22 protein-coding genes, 1 tRNA gene and 2 pseudogenes are annotated in these 21,812 nt (G+C 66.0%); 10 read left to right on the forward strand and 15 right to left on the reverse strand.

Features of this window, described 5'->3' with window-relative positions:
- Positions 1-28 precede the first annotated feature (28 nt).
- From A3OK_RS0110445 to A3OK_RS0110455, 3 genes and pseudogenes are all read right to left on the reverse strand, one after another.
- Positions 29-895 (reverse strand): alpha/beta hydrolase, encoded by an 867-nt coding sequence (locus A3OK_RS0110445; RefSeq protein WP_026597117.1) that lies wholly within the window; start codon positions 893-895, stop codon positions 29-31.
- Positions 892-1,911 carry an NADP-dependent oxidoreductase gene (locus tag A3OK_RS0110450; protein WP_019904812.1) on the reverse strand — a complete coding sequence of 340 codons (1,020 nt, stop codon included), beginning with the start codon at positions 1,909-1,911 and terminating at the stop codon, positions 892-894. Before A3OK_RS0110450 ends, A3OK_RS0110445 begins: the two co-directional genes overlap by 4 nt.
- Positions 1,912-1,948: 37 nt before the next feature.
- A pseudogene (locus A3OK_RS0110455) lies at positions 1,949-2,086 on the reverse strand (SDR family oxidoreductase); the annotation flags it as partial.
- 158 nt (positions 2,087-2,244) lie between these two features.
- On the opposite strand from A3OK_RS0110455, the gene A3OK_RS0110460 reads away from it, so the two are divergent.
- Positions 2,245-2,787 carry a TetR/AcrR family transcriptional regulator gene (locus tag A3OK_RS0110460; protein WP_019904814.1) on the forward strand — a complete coding sequence of 181 codons (543 nt, stop codon included), beginning with the start codon at positions 2,245-2,247 and terminating at the stop codon, positions 2,785-2,787.
- Between the two features lie 68 nt (positions 2,788-2,855).
- Here A3OK_RS0110460 and A3OK_RS23575 read toward each other — a convergent pair.
- The 6 genes and pseudogenes from A3OK_RS23575 to A3OK_RS0110490 all read right to left on the reverse strand — a co-directional run.
- Positions 2,856-3,155 (reverse strand): annotated as a pseudogene (locus tag A3OK_RS23575) (transposase); the annotation flags it as partial.
- Positions 3,156-3,285: 130 nt separating this feature from the next.
- Positions 3,286-3,807 carry a DUF1993 domain-containing protein gene (locus A3OK_RS0110470; protein ID WP_019904816.1) on the reverse strand — a complete coding sequence of 174 codons (522 nt, stop codon included), beginning with the start codon at positions 3,805-3,807 and terminating at the stop codon, positions 3,286-3,288.
- 87 nt (positions 3,808-3,894) lie between these two features.
- Entirely contained in the window at positions 3,895-6,105 is a 2,211-nt protein-coding gene (gene paoC / locus A3OK_RS0110475; RefSeq protein WP_019904817.1) for an aldehyde oxidoreductase molybdenum-binding subunit PaoC, read from the reverse strand.
- Positions 6,106-6,108: 3 nt separating this feature from the next.
- A complete protein-coding gene (locus A3OK_RS0110480) occupies positions 6,109-7,059 on the reverse strand; it encodes a xanthine dehydrogenase family protein subunit M (protein WP_019904818.1) in 951 nt (316 codons plus the stop codon).
- A complete protein-coding gene (paoA, locus tag A3OK_RS0110485; protein ID WP_019904819.1) occupies positions 7,056-7,664 on the reverse strand; it encodes an aldehyde dehydrogenase iron-sulfur subunit PaoA in 609 nt (202 codons plus the stop codon). The genes A3OK_RS0110480 and paoA overlap by 4 nt, the downstream gene beginning before the upstream one ends.
- Positions 7,665-8,020: 356 nt before the next feature.
- Positions 8,021-8,416: a cupin domain-containing protein gene (locus A3OK_RS0110490; RefSeq protein WP_019904820.1), complete on the reverse strand. Its 396-nt coding sequence runs from the start codon at positions 8,414-8,416 to the stop codon at positions 8,021-8,023.
- A gap of 163 nt (positions 8,417-8,579) precedes the next feature.
- Between A3OK_RS0110490 and A3OK_RS0110495 the strand changes: the two genes are divergently transcribed.
- Both A3OK_RS0110495 and msrA read left to right on the forward strand, forming a co-directional pair.
- Positions 8,580-9,473, forward strand: a complete 894-nt coding sequence (locus A3OK_RS0110495; protein WP_019904821.1) for a LysR family transcriptional regulator — start codon at positions 8,580-8,582, stop codon at positions 9,471-9,473.
- Between the two features lie 225 nt (positions 9,474-9,698).
- Entirely contained in the window at positions 9,699-10,217 is a 519-nt protein-coding gene (gene msrA / locus A3OK_RS0110500) for a peptide-methionine (S)-S-oxide reductase MsrA (protein WP_026597118.1), read from the forward strand.
- A gap of 91 nt (positions 10,218-10,308) precedes the next feature.
- Here msrA and A3OK_RS0110505 read toward each other — a convergent pair whose 3' ends face one another.
- Both A3OK_RS0110505 and A3OK_RS0110515 read right to left on the reverse strand, forming a co-directional pair.
- Positions 10,309-11,184, reverse strand: coding sequence for an SDR family oxidoreductase (locus tag A3OK_RS0110505; protein ID WP_019904823.1), 876 nt, complete (start codon positions 11,182-11,184; stop codon positions 10,309-10,311).
- Positions 11,185-11,459: 275 nt separating this feature from the next.
- Positions 11,460-12,584 carry a metallophosphoesterase gene (locus A3OK_RS0110515; protein ID WP_019904824.1) on the reverse strand — a complete coding sequence of 375 codons (1,125 nt, stop codon included), beginning with the start codon at positions 12,582-12,584 and terminating at the stop codon, positions 11,460-11,462.
- A 323-nt stretch (positions 12,585-12,907) separates the two neighbouring features.
- On the opposite strand from A3OK_RS0110515, the gene A3OK_RS24295 reads away from it, so the two are divergent.
- The 3 genes from A3OK_RS24295 (at position 12,908) to A3OK_RS23970 (ending at position 14,540) form a co-directional block, all read left to right on the forward strand.
- On the forward strand, positions 12,908-13,048 hold the full coding sequence (locus A3OK_RS24295) for a hypothetical protein (RefSeq protein WP_019904825.1): 141 nt from the start codon (positions 12,908-12,910) through the stop codon (positions 13,046-13,048).
- On the forward strand, positions 13,045-13,953 hold the full coding sequence (locus tag A3OK_RS0110525; RefSeq protein ID WP_026597119.1) for an NmrA family NAD(P)-binding protein: 909 nt from the start codon (positions 13,045-13,047) through the stop codon (positions 13,951-13,953). Before A3OK_RS24295 ends, A3OK_RS0110525 begins: the two co-directional genes overlap by 4 nt.
- A 329-nt stretch (positions 13,954-14,282) precedes the next feature.
- Complete coding sequence (locus tag A3OK_RS23970) at positions 14,283-14,540, forward strand: hypothetical protein (protein WP_155911997.1); 258 nt, start codon at positions 14,283-14,285, stop codon at positions 14,538-14,540.
- Positions 14,541-14,781: 241 nt separating this feature from the next.
- Here A3OK_RS23970 and A3OK_RS0110530 read toward each other — a convergent pair.
- Positions 14,782-14,857 (reverse strand) — tRNA-Glu (locus tag A3OK_RS0110530).
- 155 nt (positions 14,858-15,012) lie between these two features.
- On the opposite strand from A3OK_RS0110530, the gene rlmB reads away from it, so the two are divergent.
- Positions 15,013-15,828: a 23S rRNA (guanosine(2251)-2'-O)-methyltransferase RlmB gene (gene rlmB, locus A3OK_RS0110535; RefSeq protein ID WP_026597120.1), complete on the forward strand. Its 816-nt coding sequence runs from the start codon at positions 15,013-15,015 to the stop codon at positions 15,826-15,828.
- Positions 15,829-15,837: 9 nt separating this feature from the next.
- Here the strand turns inward: rlmB and A3OK_RS0110540 are convergent, their stop codons facing one another.
- A complete protein-coding gene (locus A3OK_RS0110540; RefSeq protein ID WP_019904828.1) occupies positions 15,838-17,385 on the reverse strand; it encodes a CHAD domain-containing protein in 1,548 nt (515 codons plus the stop codon).
- Positions 17,386-17,595: 210 nt separating this feature from the next.
- On the opposite strand from A3OK_RS0110540, the gene A3OK_RS0110545 reads away from it, so the two are divergent.
- The 3 genes from A3OK_RS0110545 (at position 17,596) to A3OK_RS24300 (ending at position 19,950) form a co-directional block, all read left to right on the forward strand.
- The gene (locus A3OK_RS0110545; protein WP_019904829.1) at positions 17,596-18,342 is read left to right on the forward strand and encodes a TlyA family RNA methyltransferase; all 747 of its coding nucleotides are present in this window, start codon (positions 17,596-17,598) and stop codon (positions 18,340-18,342) included.
- Positions 18,343-18,353: 11 nt separating this feature from the next.
- A complete protein-coding gene (locus A3OK_RS0110550) occupies positions 18,354-19,619 on the forward strand; it encodes a methyltransferase (protein WP_019904830.1) in 1,266 nt (421 codons plus the stop codon).
- A 175-nt stretch (positions 19,620-19,794) separates the two neighbouring features.
- Entirely contained in the window at positions 19,795-19,950 is a 156-nt protein-coding gene (locus A3OK_RS24300; RefSeq protein ID WP_019904831.1) for a hypothetical protein, read from the forward strand.
- Positions 19,951-19,967: 17 nt separating this feature from the next.
- On the opposite strand, the gene A3OK_RS0110560 is transcribed toward A3OK_RS24300, so the two are convergent.
- Both A3OK_RS0110560 and A3OK_RS0110565 read right to left on the reverse strand, forming a co-directional pair.
- Positions 19,968-20,729 (reverse strand): SOS response-associated peptidase, encoded by a 762-nt coding sequence (locus A3OK_RS0110560; protein WP_019904832.1) that lies wholly within the window; start codon positions 20,727-20,729, stop codon positions 19,968-19,970.
- A 78-nt stretch (positions 20,730-20,807) separates the two neighbouring features.
- The gene (locus A3OK_RS0110565; protein WP_019904833.1) at positions 20,808-21,812 is read right to left on the reverse strand and encodes a magnesium transporter CorA family protein; all 1,005 of its coding nucleotides are present in this window, start codon (positions 21,810-21,812) and stop codon (positions 20,808-20,810) included.

The following is a 21,812-nucleotide window of genomic DNA, read 5'->3' on the forward strand; positions in this document are numbered from 1 at the left end:
TCATTCTCCATGTTTGTCCGCGACGGGTTCAGGCGTCGAGGAAAGCGACGGCCTTCCGCGTGAAGTCCTCGTGGTTCTGGAAAATGCCGCCGTGACCCGCGTCGGCGTAGAGGACCAATTCGGCGTTCGGCAGACGCCGGGCCATGTCCTCGGAGTTGACGCTCGGCACCATGATGTCCCGGTCGCCGTTCGCGACGAGGACGGGGTGGGCGATGCGCCCGAGATCCTGCGGTGGCTGCCTTCCCCAGGCGTGGATCGCCCGCACTTGCTTCAGCAGCACCCCGAGGCCAGCGGGCCTGTCCCGATCCGACCGGCGTTCCTTCAGCCGCTCCAGGAACTCTCGTGCGGCTCGACGGCTCGTCTCGGACGCGGTGAAGAATAGGTAGGTCTTCGGGTCCTTGAAGGTCGCGAGCCCCTTCAGGATGAGCGGCCAGGACACGCTGCCGACCCGGTCGATGCCGACGCCGCCGGCGGGGCCCGTGCCGGCCAGGATGATCCGTCGGACCAGGGCGGGCTCGCTGAGAGCCACCTGCTGCGCCACGAACCCGCCAAGGGAGAACCCGAGAAGATCGACGCGGTCCAGCCCGAGGGCGCGGATGACCGCGACCGTGTCGCCGGCCATCTCTGCCACTGTGCGGGGCACCTCTCCACCCGAGGCACCGACCCCGCGGTAATCGAGTGCGATGACGGGCCGGCTCGCAGCCAGGCCGTCGACGATGCGCGGGTCGAAGTTGTCGAGATTGGCGCCCCAATGGTTGAGCAGCACCACGGGCACGCCGGCCGAAGGTCCGAGCAGCCGGTAGGCGAATGTCGTTCCCGCTGCAGTGACGCTACGGTTTGGTGCATCGGTCCATGGCGATGGGGAGGATGCAAGCTGGGAGACCGACATGTTCATGCCGCCGCTCCTTCCGAATGCAGTTCGACCACGACCTTGCCTTTGGACCTGCCGGCCTCAAGCTCGGTCAGAGCCCGGTCGGTCGCCTCGAACGGCACCACCCGGTCGATGACAGGGCGGATGGTCCCAGCCTCGAGCAGCGTCGCGATCTCCGCCAGTTGAGCGCCGCTCGCGCGCATGAACAGGAACGCGTAGTCGATGCCGCGTGCCTTGGCCTTGCGCCGGATGCCGAGGCTTAACAGACGCATGATCTGCGTAAGCACCCAGTTCAGGCCTTGCGCCTTGGCGAAGGCCGGGTCCGGAGGCCCGGAGATCGAGATCAGCTTGCCGCCCGGTTTGAGGACGTTCAGGGACTTCCGAAGCGTCTCGCCGTCCAGGCTGTTGATGACCACATCGTAGCCGGACAGGATTTTCTCGAAGTCCTGTCGCCTGTAGTCGATGACGATATCGGCGCCGAGGCTCCTGACAAGGTCGGCGTTCGCCGCGCTCGTCGTCGTCGCCACCGTCGCGCCGAGATGCTTGGCGAGCTGGATCGCGAAGGTGCCGACCCCGCCGGAGCCGGCGTGGATCAGCACTTTGTCGCCCGGCTTCAGCTCTGCCATTTCGACCAGGGCCTGCCACGCCGTCAGCCCGACCAAGGGAATGGACGCCGCCTCGGCCATCGACAGGTTTGTCGGCTTCAAGGCGAGGTCTGCCTCGTCGACCGCGATGCGTTCGGCGAACGTGCCGATCCGTCCGTCCCGGGGCCGCGCGTAGACCGCGTCGCCGACCTTGAAGCGCCGGACGTTCCGCCCGATCCGGATGACGGTCCCAGCGAGGTCGTGGCCCAGCACGAACGGGGGACGGTACTTGAGGAGCGCTTTGAACTCGCCGTTGCGGATCTTGGCGTCGAGGAGATTCAGTCCGGCGGCTTCGATGGCGACGAGGACGTCACCGTCCCGTATCGTCGGCTCGGGCATCTCGCCGAGCCGGAGCGGCTGCTTCTTCTTGTAACGGTCGAGGATGAAGGCCTTCATGGTCGCTGAAACTCCGCGTGCCGAGGATGGGATGACGTCACGCGGCGAAGGCGTAGCGCTTGGTCGTATGGATGGTGCCGAAGTCGGGGATCATCGCCTGTCGCGCCGCTTGAAAGGCTTTCCATTGGCCGGCGATATGGAGGTGTGGGATCGTCACCGGCTCGCGCCGCACGAACCGGTCCGCATAGGTGGCGCCGGTGACGAGGACGGCGGGCTTGGTCAGCATGGTATGACCCTTTCGCGTAACGCCATTTTCATGACTGAGATCATGATTGACCTTTAATATGATCGTGATCATAATAGTGTCAACGGTCCTGACGGGATATTTTCGGTATGCGGGTCACCCAGGAACAGATGCGCGAGAACCGCCAGCGCATCCTCACGGAGGCCAGCCGGTTGTTCCGAGAGAAGGGCTTCGAGGCGGTCGGTGTGGCCGAGGTGATGAAGGCGGTCGGCCTCACGCATGGCGGCTTCTATGGGCACTTCGCCTCGAAGGAGGACTTGATGGCCCACGCCATCGCGCATGCGGCAGCCGAAAAAGCCGGTTCGGGAGGCAGTCTGCCCGCCTTCCTCACCGCCTATCTGTCACCGGCACACCGGGACGACGCCGCTGGCGGTTGCCCGATGGCCGCCCTGGCGGCGGACGTCCGGCTCCGGCCGGCTCCCGCGCGTTCGGCCATGACCGCCGGCATCCGCTCGCAGATTGCTCGCATCGAGACGGCGCTTCCGGACACCGTCGAGGACAGACGCCGCGAGGCCATCGGCACCTACGCGGCCATGCTCGGAGCGTTGATTCTGGCGCGTGCAGTCGACGACGCGTCGTTCTCGGACGAGCTCCTAGCGGAGAGCCGCAAGTGGATGGATGACGAGGCCTGACGCCACCAAGCGAACCGACAGCGCTTCCTTTGCACAAGCCGCTGAAAGCGCATGAGATCAGGACCACCGGGATCACGGCAAGAAGCCAGACACAGCAGTGCCCGCAGATCGTCGGCGAGTTGCTCGAAGCAGCCTGCCGCCAGCCAGCGCTGCGCCTGCTGGGAGACGGCTTCCCAGGGTGGGAGGTCTTTGGGCATCCACCGCCAGGGTGCCCCCGTCTTCATCACGTAGCGCTATCCGCTGAACGCCTCGCGAAGCGAGAACTCACGCTGCCCCGCATCCTCGCGCAGCAGCGTCAGGTAGCGGGCGACCAGTACCCATTCATCATCGGAACCGTCGGATCGGTAAGCGGCGCGCCAACAGGTCATGCCTCTTCATCCGGATTCCAACCCGCCAAGGTCCATCACGGCCTGGAGGCGCAGAAGCTGTCTAAGCTCCAAGCGTTCCTTGATTCCAGAGGTCGGCTACAACCGGATTTCTAAAGCTCGACGATGTTGCCTATGTCCCGGCATGGATATTGGGCGGACCCAGATGTTGAAGGAAATCCGGCTTGCCGAGGCTCACCCCCGCGCCGCGCAGGATCGCGTAGGCGGTGGTGACGTGGAAAAAGAAGTTCGGAAGTGCGAAGCCGGTGAGATAGGCCTGCCCCGTGAAGCGGTATCCCATGCCGTTCGGGAACTTCAGCTCAACCTCACGCTCCGCGGCTGTAGCCAACGCATCCGGGTCGACGCCCTCGACGAAGGCTATCGTCTTGGCGCAACGTTCTTTGAGCTCGGCGAAATTGGTCTCGATATCCGGCATCGCGGGCGCCCCGATCCCGGCGAGCCGCGCCACGGCGTTCTTCGCGCTGTCGGACGCCATTTGGTACTGGGCAGGCAAGGGCTTCATATCAGGGGCGAGGCGACCGACGATCAACTCGGCTTCGGGCATTTCTAATGCCGCCTTGTCGAGCCAAACACTCATGTTGCGAAGGGCGTTGACGAAAATCGGGACGCTGACGTCGTGGATGCTGGTGCTCATGGACGATGCTTAGGGCACCTCCCCTTATCGATGCAATGTGGAGGCGCACTCGGTGGGAGAAGACCACACTGCCCAGCCCAGATGATCTTAAGCCACCTCCGGCATCCGGTCGATGAGCTTATCGAGCGTGATCGGATAGTCGCGCACCCGCACGCCGGTGGCGTTGTAGATCGCGTTCGCGACGGCGGGCGCGACGCCGACCAACCCGAGTTCACCCACACCCTTGGCCTTGACCGGCGACATGGTCGGATCGACCTCGTCGATGAAGATCGCGTCGAGATGCGGGATGTCGGCATGCACCGGCACTTCGTATCCGGCGAGGTCGTGATTGACGAAGAAGCCGCGCTTGGTGTCGACCGCCATCTCTTCCATCAAGGCGGCGCCGACGCCCATCACCATCCCGCCGATGACCTGGCTGCGGGCCGTCTTCGGGTTGAGGATGCGGCCTGCCGCGCACACCGCCAGCATCCGGCGGACGCGGATCTCGCCGGTATAGGCGTCGACGCCGACCTCGGCGAAATGCGCGCCGAAAGTCTGCTGGGCGAACTTTTTCGACAGATCGCCGAACTCCATGACGTCCTCGACGACGATGTCGCCCGCCTTCGCCGCATCGCCCAGGGGCGCGGCGCGGTTGCCCGAACGGACCTCGCCGTCGGCGAAGGTGACGTCGGCCGAGTTGAACCCGAGTTTCTGGGCCACGGCTTCGCGCAGCTTCACGCAGGCGGCGTAGACACCCGCGGTGACGGACGGCGCGCCCTGCTGGCCACCCGAGCCCGGCGTCTCGGGAAAATCGGAATCCCCCAATTTCGCGACGACGCGGTCGATGCCGACGCCCATCATCTCGGCTGCGGTCTGGGCGACGATGGTGTAGCTGCCTGTGCCGATATCGGTCATGTCCGTCTCGACCGTGACGACGCCGCGCCCGTCGAGCCGGACCCGGGCGCCGGACTTCGCGATCTTGGCGGCACGGATCGCGCCCGCCATGCCGATGCCCACCAGCCAGCGGCCTTCGCGTACGCTGGCGGGCGCGGCCTTGCGCCGATCCCATCCGAACCGCTCGGCGCCGGTGCGCAGGCATTCGACGAAGGGGCGGGTCGAGAACGGCATCTCGGGATGTTCTGGGTCGACCTGGGTATCGTTGAGGACCCGGAACGCAATCGGGTCCATCCCGAGTTTCTCGGCCATCTCGTCCATGGCGATCTCGAGCGCCATCAGGCCGGGCGCCTCGCCCGGAGCCCGCATGGCGTTGCCCTCGGCGAGGTCGAGCACCGTCAGGCGCTGACGCGTCATCCGGTTGGCGCCGGCGTAGAACGACCGCGTCGCCGCCGTCGACGGTTCGGTCCTTCCGCCCGCGAGATTACCGTTGAGATTGTCGTGCCCGATGGCGGTGATCCGGCCGTCTTTCGTTGCCCCGATCCAGATGCGCTGGATCGTGGCCGGTCGGTGGATGGTGGTGTTGAACATCATCGGGCGCTGGAGCGCGAGCTTGACCGGTCGGCCCGCCACGCGCGCCGCCACCGCTGCCAGGGCGAGGTCGGTCTGAACGGTGCCCTTCCCGCCAAAGCCGCCGCCGATATAGGGCGAGACGAGGCGGATCTTGTCCTTGGCGATGTCGAGGGTCTTGGCGAGGTCGCGGAGGCCCCAGTTCATCTGCTGGATCGCGGTGTGGCATGTCAGCCGGTCGCCCTCCCACGAGGCGATGGTGGCATGCGGCTCCATCATCGCGTGCGCCTGGTCGGGGGTAGTGTAGGTCTCGTCCAGCTTGACCGGCGCGGCCGCGAACGCGGCATCGAAGTCGCCGACATGGGTCTCGGGCTTACCCCCGAACTGGCCGGCCTTGGCCACCGGCGCCGTTGCCACCGACGTGGAAAGGTCGAACGAGCCCTGTTCCCGAGTATACTCCACCCGAACGAGGGCGGCAGCGGCGCGCGCCTGCTCGAACGTCTCCGCCACGACGACCGCGACGGCCTGATGATAATGGTCGATCTCGGGGGCGGCGAGGAAGCGCTGGGCATAGAACTCACCCTTACCGAGCGTACCGGCGTTTTCGTGGGTGACGATGGTGACGACCCCCGGAGCGGCCTTGGCCGCGGCGAGGTCGAACGAGACGACGCGCCCCTTGGCGATGCCGGCACCGACGATGTAGCCGTAGGTCAGGTTCGCCTGCGGATCGCTCCAATCGGAAGTGTAGGGCGCCGTGCCGGTGACCTTCAACGAGCCTTCGACCCGGTCGAACGGCTGGCCGACCACCTTGAGACGATCGATGGGGTTCTGGCCGGCGGGGGTGTCGAACTTCATGGGTCAGGCCCTCGCTTCGGACAGGACGGCACCGAGCGTGCGCTCGGCCAGCTTCAGCTTGTAGGCGTTCTCGGGGGTCGGCTTGGCCTCGGCGAAGACCTTGTCGGTCACCGCCCTGGCGCCTCGGGGCAGGTCGCCCTCGGCGGCCTCGATGCGCCAGGGACGTGGCGCGACCCCGCCGAACGCCACGTGACCGGAGCCGTCCTTGCCGATGATGGCGGCGACCGAAACCAGGGCGTAAGCGTAGGAGGCACGGTCGCGGACCTTGCGGTAGATGTGCGTCCCGGCGACCGGCTTCGGCAACATGACTGCAGTGATGAGCTCACCCGCCTTGAGCGTCGTATCGATCTCCGGCTTGTCGGCCGGCAGGCGGTGAAACTCGGCGATCGGGATGTTGCGTTCGGTTCCCTTCGCGTCGACCGTCTCCACGGTGGCGTCGAGCACACGCATCGCCACGGCCATATCGCCGGGGTAGGTCGCAATGCAGGTATCGCTCGTGCCGATGACGCCAAGCTGACGCGAGACGCCATCGATGGCGGCGCAGCCCGAGCCGGGCTGGCGTTTGTTGCAGGGCTGGGCGGTGTCGTAGAAATATGGGCAGCGGGTCCGCTGAAGCAGGTTTCCGGCGGTCGTCGCCTTGTTGCGCAACTGGCCCGAGGCGCCGGCCAGCAGGGCACGACTCAGGACGCCGTAATCCCTCCGGACGCGGGCATCGGCGGCGAGGTCCGTATTACGCACCAGGGCGCCGATACGCAGGCCGCCATCCGAGGCCGGCTCGATTTTGTCGAGGCCCAGGCCGTTCACGTCGACGAGGTGGGTCGGGGTCTCGATCTGAAGCTTCATCAGATCGAGGAGGTTGGTGCCGCCGGCGATGAACTTGGCGTTCGGCATCCCGGCCACGGCGGACGCCGCCCCGGCAGGTGTGCTCGGACGCTCGTAGGTGAAGGACTTCATGCGGGCCTCCCGGCGACGTCGGTCACCGCTTCGACGATGTTGGAATAGGCGCCGCAGCGGCAGATGTTGCCACTCATGCGCTCCCGGATCTCGGCGTCCGTCACCTGCATCGGAGCGTTGAGATCCGCCGTGACGTGGCTCGGGATGCCGGCCCTGATCTCGGCGAGCATTGCGACGCCGGAGCAGATCTGGCCTGGCGTGCAGAACCCGCACTGGTAGCCGTCGTGTTTCACGAAGGCCGCCTGCATCGGGTGCAGGTTGTTGGGCTGCCCGAGTCCCTCGATGGTGGTGATCTCCGAGCCCTGGTGCATCACCGCAAGGGTCAGGCACGAATTGATGCGCCGACCGTCGACGATCATCGTGCAGGCCCCGCACTGGCCATGGTCGCAGCCCTTCTTGGAACCAGTCAGGTGCAGGTGCTCGCGCGCCGCGTCGAGGAGCGAGGTGCGGGTGTCGAGCTGGAGCTCACGCCCTTGCCCGTTCACGGTCAGCGACACTTTCGCCATGACCGGCTTGTCCGCACCGGCCGGATTGGCGCCTGCGGTATCGGACCGGGCGCCTGACGGCACGGCGGCCAGGGCGGCGGTGGCGGATGCTCCGACCATCAGGTCTCTCCGGTTCAAATCGAGGTCTCCAGGACGTCCCATCTCGATCTCCGAGCCTGTCGCAGGGGATGACCCAGTTCAGGGCCGTTCATCGAAAGCGGAATGCCAAAGGCAACACCGACACTTCGGATACGCTCCAAGGTACCGCGCGCATCCCAGAAGATTAGGGGCTGAAACCTGCATAAGGTTATTAGTAAAACTAATGAGTCATTGCTTCGACCGATACCGGTTGAACGGCTCGTCGGATTTCCGGGACATCCCTGTTCCGCGATCCCTAGAAGCGGCGTGTCAGTCCGGACACGAGCTCGACGAAGACAGGAAGCATGGTGCGCATCCCTCGCGTTCGGGGGCGGGCCCTATGGGCGGTACTGCTCGTCGCTGACCTTCTCCATCCAGGTTACGGCGCTGCCGTCTTGCGTCTCCTGAATGGCGATGTGGCTCATTGCGGTGGTCGGCCCGGCACCGTGCCAGTGCTTCTCGCCCGGCGGGAACCACACGATGTCGCCGGGACGGATCTCCTCGATGAGACCGCCTTCGCGCTGGACCAGCCCCATGCCGACGGTCACGATCAGCGTCTGACCGAGCGGATGGGTGTGCCAGGCCGTGCGGGCGCCGGGCTCGAAGGTGACGAGGGCGCCGCCGGTGCGGGCTGGCTCGTTGGGGCTGAAGAGTGGGTCGACGCGGACCGTGCCGGTGAACCAGTCGGTGGGGCCCTTGGCCGAAGCCTGCGAGCCTGAACGCTTGATCTCCATGACGATTGTCTCCTGTCGGTACGGCCGTGCGATAGGCCGGCCTTGGCCGGGGACCATGATGGCCCGGCGGCCCGACCACCTGTGCACGGGGTCAAACTATCGCTCGCCGGCTTCGCCGATAAGCCGCTAAAACCTGCAAGCGGTCATTAGTGGAGCTTCTGGATTGGCGCGGGAAAGCATCAACGACCTGATCGCCTTCCAGGCGGTCGCGCGCGAACGAAGCTTCACCCGCGCGGCGGCGCAGATGGGCGTATCGCAATCCGCCCTGAGCCAGACCGTCCGCGGCCTGGAGACCCGGCTCGGGCTTCGCCTGCTCACAAGGACGACCCGGAGCGTCGCCGCGACCGAGGCCGGCGAGCGCCTGCTTCAGGCGGTGGGTCCGCATCTCGACGGGATCGAGGCCGGCCTCGCGGCACTGAGCGCCTTGCGCGAGAAGCCGGCCGGCACCATCCGCATCACGGCGGATGGTTACGCGGCCGGTGCCGTCGTGTGGCCTGCGCTGGCGCGCCTCCTACCGGACTATCCGGACATCAAGGTCGAGGTGGTCACCGACTACATCCTGACGGACATCGTGGCGGAACGGTTCGACGCCGGCGTGCGTCTGGGCGGCATCGTCGCCAAGGACATGGTCGCGGTGCCCATCGGACCACCGATGCGCATGGCGACCGTCGCCACGCCGCTCTATTTTGCCGGACGCGCGAAGCCACGGACTCCCCAGGACCTCACGGGTCACACCTGCATCAACCACCGTCTCCTCACACAGGGAGGGCTCTACGCCTGGGAGTTCGAGAAGGGCGGCCGCGAGCTTCGCGTGAGGGTGGAGGGACAACTCGTGTTCAACGACGCCCACATGTTGCTGCGGGCCGCCCTGGACGGCTTCGGCATCGCCTACCTGCCGGAGGGTTTGATCGAGCCCTACCTGGCCGAGGGCCGGCTCGTTCGGGTCCTGGCCGATTGGTGCGACCCTTTCCCGGGCTACCACCTCTACTATCCGAGCCGGCGGCAGCATTCGCCGGCTTTCGCGCTGCTGGTGGATGCCCTGCGGTATCGAACATGATTGTGGGGGCAGGCTGCCGGCGAAGTCTCGGCCGGTGCGGACCCCAAAAATAGAGGATCTATTAACTATGATTCCGTCGTGGAAATTGTCGAAAGGCAGCGGTCGCGCGCGTCATGAAAAAGTGGCCCCGATGCGCATTGCGCGGGACACGGGAAAGCGGTCGCACTGGTCTAAACGGAGGTAGCCGACCACCTTGAACTCGACACATCATGTGAGGACCGAACGATGAGCGACGAAAGGGCAGTGCTGGCCGGAGGGTGCTTCTGGGGGATGCAGGACCTGATCCGACGCCAGGAGGGCGTGGTGACGACGCGGGTTGGGTATACCGGCGGCGATGTGCCGAACGCGACCTACCGCAATCATGGCACTCACGCCGAGGCGATCGAGATCACCTTCGATCCGGCGCGGACGAATTTCCGTCGGATGCTGGAGTTCTTCTTCCAGATCCATGATCCGACGACGTTGAACCGGCAGGGCAACGATCGTGGCCTGGGCTACCGCTCGGCGATCTATTATGGCGATGACGATCAGCGCCGCGTCGCCGAGGACACCATCGCGGATGTCGACGCCTCCGGACTTTGGCCTGGGAAGGTGGTCACCGAGGTGGCACCGGTCGGTCCGTTCTGGGAGGCCGAACCGGAGCATCAGGATTATCTGGAGCGCCGGCCTGACGGGTACACATGCCACTTCGTCCGGCCGAACTGGAAGCTGCCGGTACGGGCGGAAGCGCTTCAAGACACCTGAGCAATTTTCGAGGAGGCCGCGGATTGTCTTCGCGGCCTCCTCGGTCATTTCCGAACCATCGTAAGGATGGGTAAGCGCGATACGGTATCGATCAGAATACGGGCATCCCGCCCGCGACGGTGATCAAGGCACCGGAGGTGTAACTGCTGTCGTCCGACGCCAGCATCACATAGGCCGAGGCGAGCTCCGCCGGCTGGCCCGGGCGTCCGAACGGCACCTTCGATCCGAACGACTTCACCGAGTCCTGATCCATGCCGGCCGGGATGAAGGGCGTCCAGATCGGCCCCGGCAGCACGCCGTTTACGCGGATGCCCTTCTCGGCGAGCAACTGGGCGAGGCCCAGCACCATGTTGCTCAAGGCACCCTTGGTGGCGCTGTAGGCGAGCAGAGACGGCATCGGGTGCTTGGAGTTCACCGAAGAGGTGAAGATCACCGAAGCGCCGGGCTTCATGTGGGCGAGCGCCGCCTTCGTCACGTAGAACGGGCCGAAGACGTTGGTGCGGAAATGGTCCTCGAACACACGGTCCTCGATGCCGTCCAGCCCTTCGTTCGGATGCTGGAAGGCGCCGTTGTTGACGAGGAGATCGAGGCCGCCGAATGCCTCGGCGGTGCGCGCCACGATCTCGCGCCCGTAGGCCGCATCCTTGAGATCGCCCGGTAGGAGGAGTGCCCGCCGTCCGGCTTTCTCGATCCAGCCTCGGACCGCCTCCGCGTCGGCCTGTTCTTCCGGGAGATAGGAGATGGCAACGTCGGCGCCCTCTCGGGCGAAGGCGATGGCGACGGCGCGTCCGATGCCGCTATCGCCCCCGGTGATCAGGGCGGCTTTGCCGGAGAGCTTGCCAGCGCCCTTGTAACTTTCCTCGCCATGATCGGGCTCGGGCGCCATCTTGCCGGTCGTGCCGGGAAATCCCTGGGGCTGGGCCTCGAAGGGAGGCCGCGGGTACTTGTGCAGGGGATCGGTCGTCATGGCATGTCTCCGGGATGATTGCCGACCCAACAGGACCGGGCAGACGGTGTTCCCAGAGGTTTTCGCCGGAGCCGCCGGTGAAGCCCGGTGGCGGGGGCTGATCATGTCGCCGGGGAAAGTTCGAGTGATGGAGGACCCGTCCGGTCCCGTCACTCTGTTCTCAGACGCGACGAACGTTCTCGTGCCCGCCATGGAGAAGGCGGCCGTCCGACGGGTCATCGCCGTTACGGAGTTCGGCACCGGCGACAGCCGCGAAAGGACCTCGTGCCGGTCGGCTAGGATCGGGGCTTGGCCCGGAGCGTGATGCGCGTCAGCTCTGACGAAGGCCCGAGCCTGAGGGCGAAGCCCGGCCACAGCCCCGTGCCGTTGTTGACGTAGAGAGTCATGGGGCCGACTGCGTAGGCGCCCGAGACGAAGCCGTTGTTCGCCCGGGCCACCAGCCGGTCGAGACCCCAGATCATCCCGCCGTGCGTATGCCCGGAGAGCTGCAGGGCCACGCCCCTCGCGGCCGCCCTCCCCGCGTCCCTCGGCTGATGGTCGAGAAGGATGATGGTGGCGCCCGCCGGCGCTCCCATCAGGGCCGCATCGAGGTCGTGGGCCGGCTGGCCCGAATGCGAGGCAGACAGGTCGGTCACGCCGGCCAGCACCACGGCATCCTCACCGCGTCGCAGGACCGTATGCCGGTTTTCGAGCACGCTCATGCCAAGGTCTGCATAGTGGCGCATCCATGCCGCGTATTCGAAGAAATACTCGTGGTTGCCGGGGATCACCCAGACCCCGTCAGGCGCGCAAAGTTCACGAAGCGGTTCGACGTCGGCGCGACGGGCGGCGAGGGACCCGTCGATCAGGTCGCCGGTCACAACGATGAGGTCGACGCCAAGCGCAGTGGACCGCTCCACGACCTGCCTCGCCCACCCTGCCGGGAACAGACGGCTGAGATGCAGGTCCGTCAGCTGCAGAAGGGTGTAGCCGTCGAACCCGGCGGGGAGGTTCTCGATCTCGACGGTAACGTCCTTGAGCGGCGGTACCCGCACGGCCTGCTGCACTGCCACTGCCGACAGGATCATGGCCAGGGCCGCCTCGGCGTAGCGCCACCCGGCGGGGATCGCCCAACCGCCTCCGGGCATCAGTTTGCTCGCCAAGGCCACGACGTCGAGGGCCAACTGCATCGCTGCCACGAGGAAGATGGCACCGAAGGCCCAGTTGAACAGCACGATCAGCGAGCGCGGGAATTCCGGGGCGAAGACCGAACCGGACGAGAGGCGGCTCCACAGGTGATACTGCGAGGCGATCAGCAGGAGGATCGCGACACCGGCCTTCAGCGCGAACGGCCAAGGCAGTGGCCACACCACCCGGGAAATGACGTACAGGCTGGGCAGTCCGAAGATCAGGTGGAACATGCGCTCATTTCGGTGTCGGTTGACCGTCGACACGGGGTCGATCCGGCATCCGGAATGAACGAGGCAGTATCACCGGCGGCGCTCCATGGGGCGCATCGATCAACCTCCCGCGCGCCGCCACGTGCTCCCCGGCACACGCTTAATCTTGGTTGCCGGATTCCTTCGATCCGGGAGGCAGCTGGTCCCGCTTTCCCCTCGGAGGTGAGAGCCCGCCGAAGTCTTGGGCCGCCGCCGCATGGATGAGGCATATCCCGTGTCGCGAACGCCACTTCGGAACAGAGATTGGTCGCGTCCATTGCCGTTGGACGATAGGGAGCGGCGCAATGACAGAGACCAAGGGCAAGGGCAGCGCGACGGCGAAAAAGGCGAACGCCAAAGCGGCCAAGGAAGGTAAGGACAACCCGCGTACGTCCTCGGCGGCACAGGCCGAGCTCGGCAAGAAGGGCGGGAAGTCCAGGACGTGACCATTCCCGTCTCAGGTCTCGATCAGATCCTCCTCGCGGGCGCAACCGGCAGCCTGGGTCTCCGGATCGCACGAGAGCTGCGAAAGCGCGGCGCCCGCGTAAGGGCCGTGGTGCGGCAGGGAACCACTGCAGTCCGGACAGAGCCGTTGAAGGCGTTGGGCGTCGATATCCTCGACGTCGACCTCGACGATGCGGCGCAGGTCACCGCGGCATGCGTGGGCGTCGATTGCGTGGTCTCTGCCCTCAACGGGCTCCAGGACACGATCCTCGGCACACAGTCGGTGGTCCTCAATGCGGCGGTGGCTGCCGGTGTGCCGCGCTTCATCCCCTCGGATTTTTCGTTGGACTTCACGCGGACGCCGCCGGGATCGAACCGCAACATGGACCTGCGGCGGGCGTTCAAGGAGCGGCTGGACGGTTCGCCGATCCAGGCGACCTCAATCCTCAACGGCGCCTTCATGGACATGCTGACCGGGCAGGCGCCGTTCATTCTGTTCGGGCCTCGGCGGGTCATTCATTGGGGCGACGCCGACCAGCCCGTCGATTTCACGACGATGGACGATACGGCCGCCTACACCGCGGCCGTCGCGATGGACCCGACCACGCCCCGGATACTGCGGATCGCCGGGGAGACGACCTCACCTCGTGGCTTGGCTGCATCTGCCGGCGATGTCGCCGGCCGGCCTTTCAAGACCTTCCGGGTGGGCGGCATCGGTCTGCTTGAGGGGATGATCAAACTCACCCGATTGGTGGCGCCGGGAAAGGGCGACGTGTTCCCGCCGTGGCAAGGCATGCAGTACATGCGCGATATGTATAGCGGCGATGGCAAGCTCACGCCGCTCGACAACGACCGCTACCCGGGGATGCGCTGGACCAAGGTGCGGGAGGTGCTTGCGGCGCGTTGAGGGAAGCTTGGCTCGTCCTGCGCCTTTCGTCATCGCCATGATCCGGAATGGCCCTCAGACGGAGACGACCTTAAGGGGCTGTGACGTGCTGTGGCGTCTGGGCTCGTTTCTTCTCCTGGATCGGCGCCCGCTTCGCTCACCCGCGAAGCCGCTTTCCATCGACGTCCAGGCGATCCCGTGACCCGATACGCCACCATGAATTGAAGGCGGCAGGATCGAGCCGAGGTTGCGGCCGCCTTCGCCCAGGCGGCGGACATCATACGATGACGACCTGATCGCGTTCCACCGATCATTGTCCGGGCTCAGCGGCCCGTTTGCGCAGCTCTTCGATGAACGGTCTCGCCATCGCCAACCGTGCCGCCCCGGCAGATTTCGGCTTATACGTCGATGACGAAGGCCAGAACCGCCGCATCCTCGATCGCTTCCAAGCGTCTATCCGAGCACTCGATAGCCAAGCTGCTTTCAGCCTAGCCGAACGTGTGGTCGTCGGCCGTCAAGCATCCCATGAAAATCAAGACGTAGGTCGCTCGGTCGGCTTCAGTCGGCGAAACGAGGATTTCCCAGCGGCAAGGCGGATAGGCGCGTGAGCCTTCCTCATCTCCTCGTCGTCAACCATTCGAAAGCCCAATGCCAATATGGACTTTCCTCGCTAGGGCTCCGGCGTCGCGAGGGCTGACGGGATTCATCTGGCGGAAGGATCAGACGCTGCTCCGCCCGATGCCCAGTCATGGCCGACGAGACACCGCTCACGCTCGCTTATTCGACGAGCGCGGAGCGAAATTACAAAAATGTCGGAGTATTTAGCCGCGCCAGCTACTGGGAAGCAGTTGGCGCGCCCTACGGGAATCGAACCCGTGTTTTCGCCGTGAAAGGGCGACGTCCTGGACCGCTAGACGAAGGGCGCTTGCTCGTGAGCGAGGGTTCTATAGGCGGCTTCCCCCGGTAGGGCAACCGGCGTTTCGCCGTGTTTCGCGCTTGACGAACGGCATGGCGGTCGCTTTGTCGCTGCTCAGCATCGGCATGGCGTTCAGGCCCTGCCCCGAGACAGTGGATAACACCATGAATACGCGACGCGATGGGCCGGGTGGGCCTCGCACGAGCCGACCCGGTGGCTCCCGTGACCGGTTTCGCCATGGGCCGCCGTCCTCCGGACCGCGTGGGGTCAGCGGTGATCACGTGGTGCTCTATGGATGGCACCCGGTGTCGCAGGCGCTGGCGAATGAGGGGCGTGGCCTGCATCGACTTCTCGCCACCGAGAACGCTCTGGCGCGTCTGACCGAGGAACTCGGCCCGCTCAGGATCGACGCCGAAATGGTGCGTCCCAACGCGATCAACGCCCTGCTCGGGCCGGATGCCGTTCATCAGGGGCTCTACCTCGAGGCCGATCCCCTGCCCGGCCCCGAACTCGATGAGCTTCCGGACGATGCACTGCTTCTGGCACTCGACCAGATCACCGATCCGCACAACGTCGGTGCCATCGTCCGAACCGCCGCAGCATTCGGCGTCGCCGGCATCATCACCACGGCGCGGCATTCGCCCACGGCCACCGGTGTGCTGGCGAAATCGGCGTCCGGCGGGCTCGAACACGTTCCCCTCGTGATCGTACGCAACCTGTCCGACGCGCTGATCGACCTCGGCAAGCGCGGCTTCACCCGCATAGGCCTCGATTCCGAGGGCGAGACCACCCTGGATGCCGTAGGCCCGAAAAGGCCGGCGGTGATCGTGCTGGGTGCCGAGGGCAAGGGCCTGCGCCAGCGCACGCGGGACAATTGCGACGTGCTCGCGCGGATTCCGTTCAGCGGCGAGATCCGCAGTATCAATGTGTCGAACGCCGCTGCGATCACGCTCTATGCCTTGAGCGTGCGCGGCGACTGACGCGTCAGTTCATCGCCAGAACGGCTTCACGTCGAGCAGCGCCTCGTGTGCTTGCTCCGCCGACCGGAGCAGGTCATTCGTGCGGGCCTCGCCGTCAGCGGCGGTGAGGCCGGCGGCGAACATCGTCCCGGCCTCTCCTTCGCTATTCGCAGTCGGTCCGGTCGCGATCAGGCTCGCGATGACGGAATGCGCGGTGGCGATGTCGTTGAGCGCGCCGAGATGGTCCTGCAGATCCGACAGCGCGGCGACGAAAGCCTTATGACGCTTTTGAGCTTTCTTCCCGGCATAGAGCGAGGCGAAGAATTCGGCGCCGTAGCGCAGCTTCTTGGCCTCGATGCGTACCTGGTGGCGCTCCTCCGCATCGACGCGGTGAAGGTGTCGGCCGCGTCTGCGGATGCGGCGGCGGGACTTGTCGAGGATTTCCTCGGCATAGTCGCGGGCTGAGATCGTGCTCCGAGTCTCCTCGTTGCGCCAAGGCCCGGTCTCGATCCAGGCGGACAGGTCGAGGATGAGGCTGCGCCAGGATTGCGATTCCAGAATGCTGAACACCGCGTCGTAGGCGATTTCCCGCTCGGCCTCGAGCCGGATGCGGAGGTCGTCGAGCCCCGCCTCGTCCGGCCTCTTGGCCATCTCCTCGGGAAGGGTCTCGCTCAGGAAGACATCGAGGTTGCGAGCCTGCCCGAACGGCTCGGTGACGCGCTTGATCTCTTCGCGCAGATGCGTCGCAGCCGGATCGCTGGCGAGGATCGGCTTGAACAGGGTGAAGGCCGAGCGCAGCCGGCGCAGGGCGACACGGATCTGGTGCAGACCTTCCGGATCGCGAGTCTTGAGGAAGACGTCCTCGTTGAGCCGCAGGTGGGTGAGGCAGGCAATGGCGATGGCACGGAAAGCAACGGTCGCCGAACTATCCTGATCCAGCTTGACGGAGCCGGCCTTGCTCGGCCGTCGTAGGGTCTCGTTGAGGATCCTGAAGCCGCGCTCGCTCTTCGCCAGCACGCCGAGGCGGAGCGGCACGGTCTCGGCCAAGCTCTGTGCGAGAGAAAACAGGTCGGCGGGAATGCCCTCGATCAATTCGAGTTCGAGCTCCCACAGGGGGACGTCTCCAACCGGCGTCTCCACTCGACCTTGATCGAGGGTCGCTGAAATGCGCGAGACCCCGTAAGTGACGGCGCGGGTGGTGCGCTCGATGACGGTCGTGACAACGGCTGCGAGATCGGGTGAGGATGCGCTGCCGAGCACGTCCGGGATCGGCGTGTCGTCGAGGAGCGACAGGTCCGGAAGCGGACCGTCCACGGCCCATTCCCATTCGGAACGGTCGAACAGGCCGGCTGCCGAAGAGGCGACCTTCACGGTCTGGACATGGCGCTCGCCGTGCCGCCTCACCCGCAGGGTCATGCCCTGGCGGTGTAGCGCCCGGTCGGCCGTATCGTAATAGGTGGCCGAGAGGAACTCAGCCTCGGTCGGTTCCGCGACGTCGAGAAGCGGGTGGCGCGCCAGTTCGGCGAGTTCCGGGGCCCCACAATCCAGCTTCAACTCGACTTCCTTCGGGGTACCCATCACGCGTCCTGTTTCTGGTCCAGTATCGTAAGCGCCAACGCCCGGGGACCGGGTGAGGATCATCCATGGGCTTGGCTGGCCACGCAAGCGCGCCATGCCGCCGCCCGGATGGACAAACCGGAGAAATCCCGTAGCTGGAACGATGTGGCCGGACTCAGCCGGCGCTCGATCCATGGTTCAGGATCATAGACGCGGGATGATAAGGTTTCGATGACGGCGGACCGGGTAAGGGCCGATCGGCTCCTGGTCGAGGGCGGCCATTTCGAGAGTCGAGCGAGGGCCCAGGCGGCGATTGAGGCGGGCCTCGTCACTGCCGACGATCGCCCGGTGAGCCGCGCCTCGGACAGGCTCGACCGTCGAGCTCGCATCGTAGCGAGCGCTCCCCATCCCTTCGTCTCGCGCGGTGGGCTGAAACTGGAAGCGGCCCTCACCGCGTTCGGCTTCGATCCCACTGGGCTCGTCTGCCTCGATGTCGGTGCCTCCACCGGCGGCTTCACCGACGTGTTGCTGAAAGGCGGAGCCGAGCACGTCTACGCCGTCGATGTAGGCAGGGATCAGCTGCACCCGTCGCTGCGCCGGGACAGGCGTGTGTCGAGCCTCGAGGGCCAGGACGTGCGCGGTCTCGACACCGCGATGATTCCTCGTGCGCCGTCCCTTGTCGCGATCGATGTCAGCTTTATCGCCCTTCGCCTTGTCCTGCCCGCAATCGTGCCGCTGATGGCGCCGGGTGCCGCCCTGGCAGCATTGATCAAGCCTCAGTTCGAGGCGGGGCGTGACCGGGTCGGGCGCGGCGGTATCGTGCGCGATGAGGCCGTCCACCAAGCGGTCTGCGAAGAGGTGACGAACCTCGTCGCCGATCTCGGTCTCACCATCCTCGGTGTCATCCCCTCTCCTGTCGCCGGCGGCGACGGTAATCGCGAGTTCCTCATCGGGGCACGCTCTATGGTGCGTCCATGACGGAAGTCAGCATGACCGAACATTCAAACCTTCGCACCGTCGAGATCGTTCGGCTCGGTCAGCGCGGCGACGGCATGGCACTGGACGGCACCATCGTCCCCTATGCGCTGCCCGGCGAGCGGGTTTCGATCCGCACCGACGGCTCACGGACGTCCCTCGTGGCTGTGGAGACACCGTCCGCGGACCGGATCGCTCCCTTTTGCACCTATTTCGGAACCTGCGGTGGCTGCGCGGTCCAGCATCTCGCGCCCGAGCCTTACTCGGCTTGGAAGCGGGGCAACCTCGCGCAAGGGCTGGCCCAGGCCGGGATCGAGGTCCCCTGCGAGCCGGCGCGCGATGCGCATGGAACCGGCCGCCGCCGGCTGACGCTCCATGTCCGCGAGATCGATGGCAAGGGCGTCGCCGGCCTGATGGCTGCGCGTAGCCACGATCTCGTGGCGATCGATCATTGTCCTATCACCGTCGAGCCTCTCCATAGGGCGCCGGCCGTGGCGCGTGCGCTGAGCGCTCCCCTCGGCCACGGTCGCAAACCACTCGACGTCGCCTTCACCGCCACCGAAGCCGGGCTCGACGTGGACCTGCGCGGACATGGCCCGGTGAGTGAAGGTCTGCGCGCCACGCTGGTTCGGCTTGCGGGCGAACTCGACCTCGCGCGCTTGTCCCTCCACGGCGACATCGTTGTGGAGCGCCGAGCGCCGGCGATCACCACCGGCGACGCCCGCGTCGTGCCGCCGCCCGGCGGGTTCCTGCAGGCGACGGAAGCGGGCGAGGCGATGCTCGCCGAGATCGTGGTCTCCGCCCTGGACAAGCGCGTGAAGCGGGTCGTCGACCTGTTCTCCGGAGCCGGTCCTTTCACTCTCGCCATGGCCCGCACGCGTGACGTCCATGCGGTGGAGGGCGAGGCCGCCGCCATTGCCAGCCTCGACCGCGCATTTCGCGCGACCCAGGGCCTGCGCAGGGTGACGAGCGAGACGCGCGATCTTTTCCGCCGACCGCTCCTGCCGATCGAACTCGATACCTACGATGCCGTGGTGTTCGATCCGCCGCGCGCCGGAGCCCAGGCCCAGGCCAAGCGCATCGCTGAATCGAAGGTGCCGCTCGTCATCGGTGTCGCCTGCGACATCGGCTCTTTCGCGCGGGATGCGGCAACCCTGATCGCGGGCGGCTACCGGCTCGAACGAGTCTTCCCCATCGATCAGTTCAAGTATTCGAGCCATCTCGAGATGGTGGGTGTGTTCCGGAAGGACGTGGTCAAACGTCGGCCCTCGCTGAGATAGGTCTGGGCGTCGGCACACCGCATCGAGGCGCCCATTCGGCTGTTGCAGTGCGCTGCGGCACCCAGCGGGGCTTTCCGACGTCATGGCAGCCGCGCTCGGAATCCCATGGCCGGCGAGGCTCTTCGTCGCCATCTTGGGTGGAGCGAACTCTCAACCCCATTCAGGACCTTTCGTCGTGGACGTCTTCACCGCCAAGCTGCTGGTTTCCGCAGCCATCGTCACTTCCGTCGCCGTCTTCTCGCTGCTGACCGCTGGTTGGGCCCTGAAGGACGCTTACAGCGACTTCCGTCGAGGGGTCGACGAACGCGCCGCCTCCCGGCCCCGGACCTGAAAGCCATCGGGCTTCAATCAGAACAGGATTCCCTGGGCATCCTCGTCGCTCGATAGCGGGCGCTGCTCGGGCGGGGTCTCGGAGACCCTTTCTGGTACGGCACGATCTACGGGCACGGCGAGGTCGGGGCCATCGTGGCGGGCGTCGTTCACTCTCGCGCTCACCACGTCGAGCGTCAGCCATTCATCCGGGCACGGCCGACACAGAGAGACCGCGTCTTTCGGCTCCGTAGCGACGTGGTCGAGCCAGGGTTCGATGGCCTCTGGCGGCAGGATCGCCGGCATCCGGTCGTGGATCGCCGCCATGGTGCCGTTGGCGCCCGTGGTAACGATGGCTGCGGTATCGATCTCGGACCCATCGGCACCGAGCCAGCTTTCCCATAATCCGGCCAGCGCCATCGGCGCTCCATCCGCCCGGCGGATCATGTAGGGCGTGCGCGTGGCGGCGCGGCCCGTCCCTTCGCGGCGCCATTCGTAGAAAGCGTCCGCAAGGAAGACGCAGCGGCGATGTCGGATCGCCCCGCGGAAGGTTGCCTTCTCCTGCACCGTCTCGACCCGCGCATTGATGATGAGCGGGAAGCCCTTCGGGTCCTTCAGCCAGCCCGGCAGGAAGCCCCATCGCACCAACCGAAAATGGCGCTGTCCACGTTCCGCTATGACGATCGGCACCGGCTGCGTCGGCGCCACGTTGTAGCGCGCCGGGAAGTTCGGTTGCTCGGGATACCCATAGAACGACCGGAAGACATTCGGGTCCTGTTGGATGAGGAAGCGTCCGCACATCGCTCGACTATCGCCATCCTCTCCAGCCGTACGATCCTGCCCCAACTCCACGTCGGGACGTCTCGAGGGCAATGATCGCTACAGCCACTTTTTCCAGCGGAAGAACACATATGGCAGCACGGCGGCGACGACCATCATCACCACGGCCATGGGATAACCGAAATTCCAGTCGAGTTCCGGCATCGCCTTGAAGTTCATGCCGTAGATCGAGGCGATGAGTGTCGGCGGCATGAACACCACCGCCATGACCGAGAACAGTTTGATGATGTTGTTCTGTTCCAGGTTCACGAGGCCGAGCGTCGCGTCGAGCAGGAACTGGATCTTCGAGGACAGGAAGGTCGCGTGCTCCTCCAGCGATTGCAGATCTCGCAGGGTGGAGCGCACGTCCTCGCGCAACTCCCGCGGGGCCTTGGCGGTGCGATAGGTCGCCGAGAGCGAGAGCAGGATGCGTTCCATCGAGACCAGGCTCTCGCGCTGCTTCGAGATCAGGTCGCCGTGGCGGCCGAGCGCGCGGAGCGTGTCCTGGAGAGCGGTGTTGCGGGCCGAGGGGTCCGCCTTCTCCTCGAAGATCTTGCCCGAGAGCCGGTCGATCCGCTCGCCCTGGAGCTGGAGCACGTCGGCCGCGCGGTCGATCACGGTCTCGATCAGCCCGGCGAGGATGGTCTCGCCCGAAGGCGCGGCCGAGGGGCCGTTGCCCGTCGAGCGTCCTGCCCGCTGGGTATACATGCGGAAGGCCTGCGGCTCCTCGTAGCGCACCGTCACGAGCCGATTGCCGCGCAGGATGAAGGTGATGCCGGCGAGCCCCGGCTCCTCCGCCTCACTCACCTTGCTCAGCACCCGCCCGGTCATGTAGCGCGCGCCGTCCTCGACATAGAGGAGCTCGGAGGGCTCGATGTCCTTCATTTCCTCGCGGGTCGGCACCGAGATGCCCATGAAGGCCTCGACCTTGAGGTCCTCCTCCCGGGTCGGTCGGATCATATCGAGCCAGACCGTCTCGTCGGGGATGGCGTCCTGCAGTTCGAGGGGGCGGCGGTCGAGCAGGGTGTGCCCGGGGCCGGCGATCGGCTGATGGATGAAGATCAC

The organism is Methylobacterium sp. 77 (assembly GCF_000372825.1).
Lineage (GTDB): Bacteria > Pseudomonadota > Alphaproteobacteria > Rhizobiales > Beijerinckiaceae > Methylobacterium.

What these genes read in the sequence shown, in the direction of transcription:
- A3OK_RS0110460 (WP_019904814.1), top strand. Translation starts at nt 2,245, where the DNA reads ATGCGGGTCACCCAGGAACAGATGCGCGAGAACCGCCAGCGCATCCTC.
- A3OK_RS0110490 (WP_019904820.1), bottom strand. Translation starts at nt 8,416, where the DNA reads ATGGAGATCAAGCGTTCAGGCTCGCAGGCTTCGGCCAAGGGCCCCACC.
- msrA (WP_026597118.1), top strand. Translation starts at nt 9,699, where the DNA reads ATGAGCGACGAAAGGGCAGTGCTGGCCGGAGGGTGCTTCTGGGGGATG.
- A3OK_RS0110480 (WP_019904818.1), bottom strand. Translation starts at nt 7,059, where the DNA reads ATGAAGTCCTTCACCTACGAGCGTCCGAGCACACCTGCCGGGGCGGCG.
- A3OK_RS0110450 (WP_019904812.1), bottom strand. Translation starts at nt 1,911, where the DNA reads ATGAAGGCCTTCATCCTCGACCGTTACAAGAAGAAGCAGCCGCTCCGG.
- A3OK_RS0110470 (WP_019904816.1), bottom strand. Translation starts at nt 3,807, where the DNA reads ATGAGCACCAGCATCCACGACGTCAGCGTCCCGATTTTCGTCAACGCC.
- rlmB (WP_026597120.1), top strand. Translation starts at nt 15,013, where the DNA reads ATGAATACGCGACGCGATGGGCCGGGTGGGCCTCGCACGAGCCGACCC.
- A3OK_RS0110515 (WP_019904824.1), bottom strand. Translation starts at nt 12,584, where the DNA reads ATGTTCCACCTGATCTTCGGACTGCCCAGCCTGTACGTCATTTCCCGG.
- paoC (WP_019904817.1), bottom strand. Translation starts at nt 6,105, where the DNA reads ATGAAGTTCGACACCCCCGCCGGCCAGAACCCCATCGATCGTCTCAAG.
- A3OK_RS0110505 (WP_019904823.1), bottom strand. Translation starts at nt 11,184, where the DNA reads ATGACGACCGATCCCCTGCACAAGTACCCGCGGCCTCCCTTCGAGGCC.
- A3OK_RS0110560 (WP_019904832.1), bottom strand. Translation starts at nt 20,729, where the DNA reads ATGTGCGGACGCTTCCTCATCCAACAGGACCCGAATGTCTTCCGGTCG.
- paoA (WP_019904819.1), bottom strand. Translation starts at nt 7,664, where the DNA reads ATGGTCGGAGCATCCGCCACCGCCGCCCTGGCCGCCGTGCCGTCAGGC.
- A3OK_RS0110545 (WP_019904829.1), top strand. Translation starts at nt 17,596, where the DNA reads ATGACGGCGGACCGGGTAAGGGCCGATCGGCTCCTGGTCGAGGGCGGC.
- A3OK_RS0110445 (WP_026597117.1), bottom strand. Translation starts at nt 895, where the DNA reads ATGAACATGTCGGTCTCCCAGCTTGCATCCTCCCCATCGCCATGGACC.
- A3OK_RS24295 (WP_019904825.1), top strand. Translation starts at nt 12,908, where the DNA reads ATGACAGAGACCAAGGGCAAGGGCAGCGCGACGGCGAAAAAGGCGAAC.
- A3OK_RS0110540 (WP_019904828.1), bottom strand. Translation starts at nt 17,385, where the DNA reads ATGGGTACCCCGAAGGAAGTCGAGTTGAAGCTGGATTGTGGGGCCCCG.
- A3OK_RS23970 (WP_155911997.1), top strand. Translation starts at nt 14,283, where the DNA reads ATGAACGGTCTCGCCATCGCCAACCGTGCCGCCCCGGCAGATTTCGGC.
- A3OK_RS0110550 (WP_019904830.1), top strand. Translation starts at nt 18,354, where the DNA reads ATGACCGAACATTCAAACCTTCGCACCGTCGAGATCGTTCGGCTCGGT.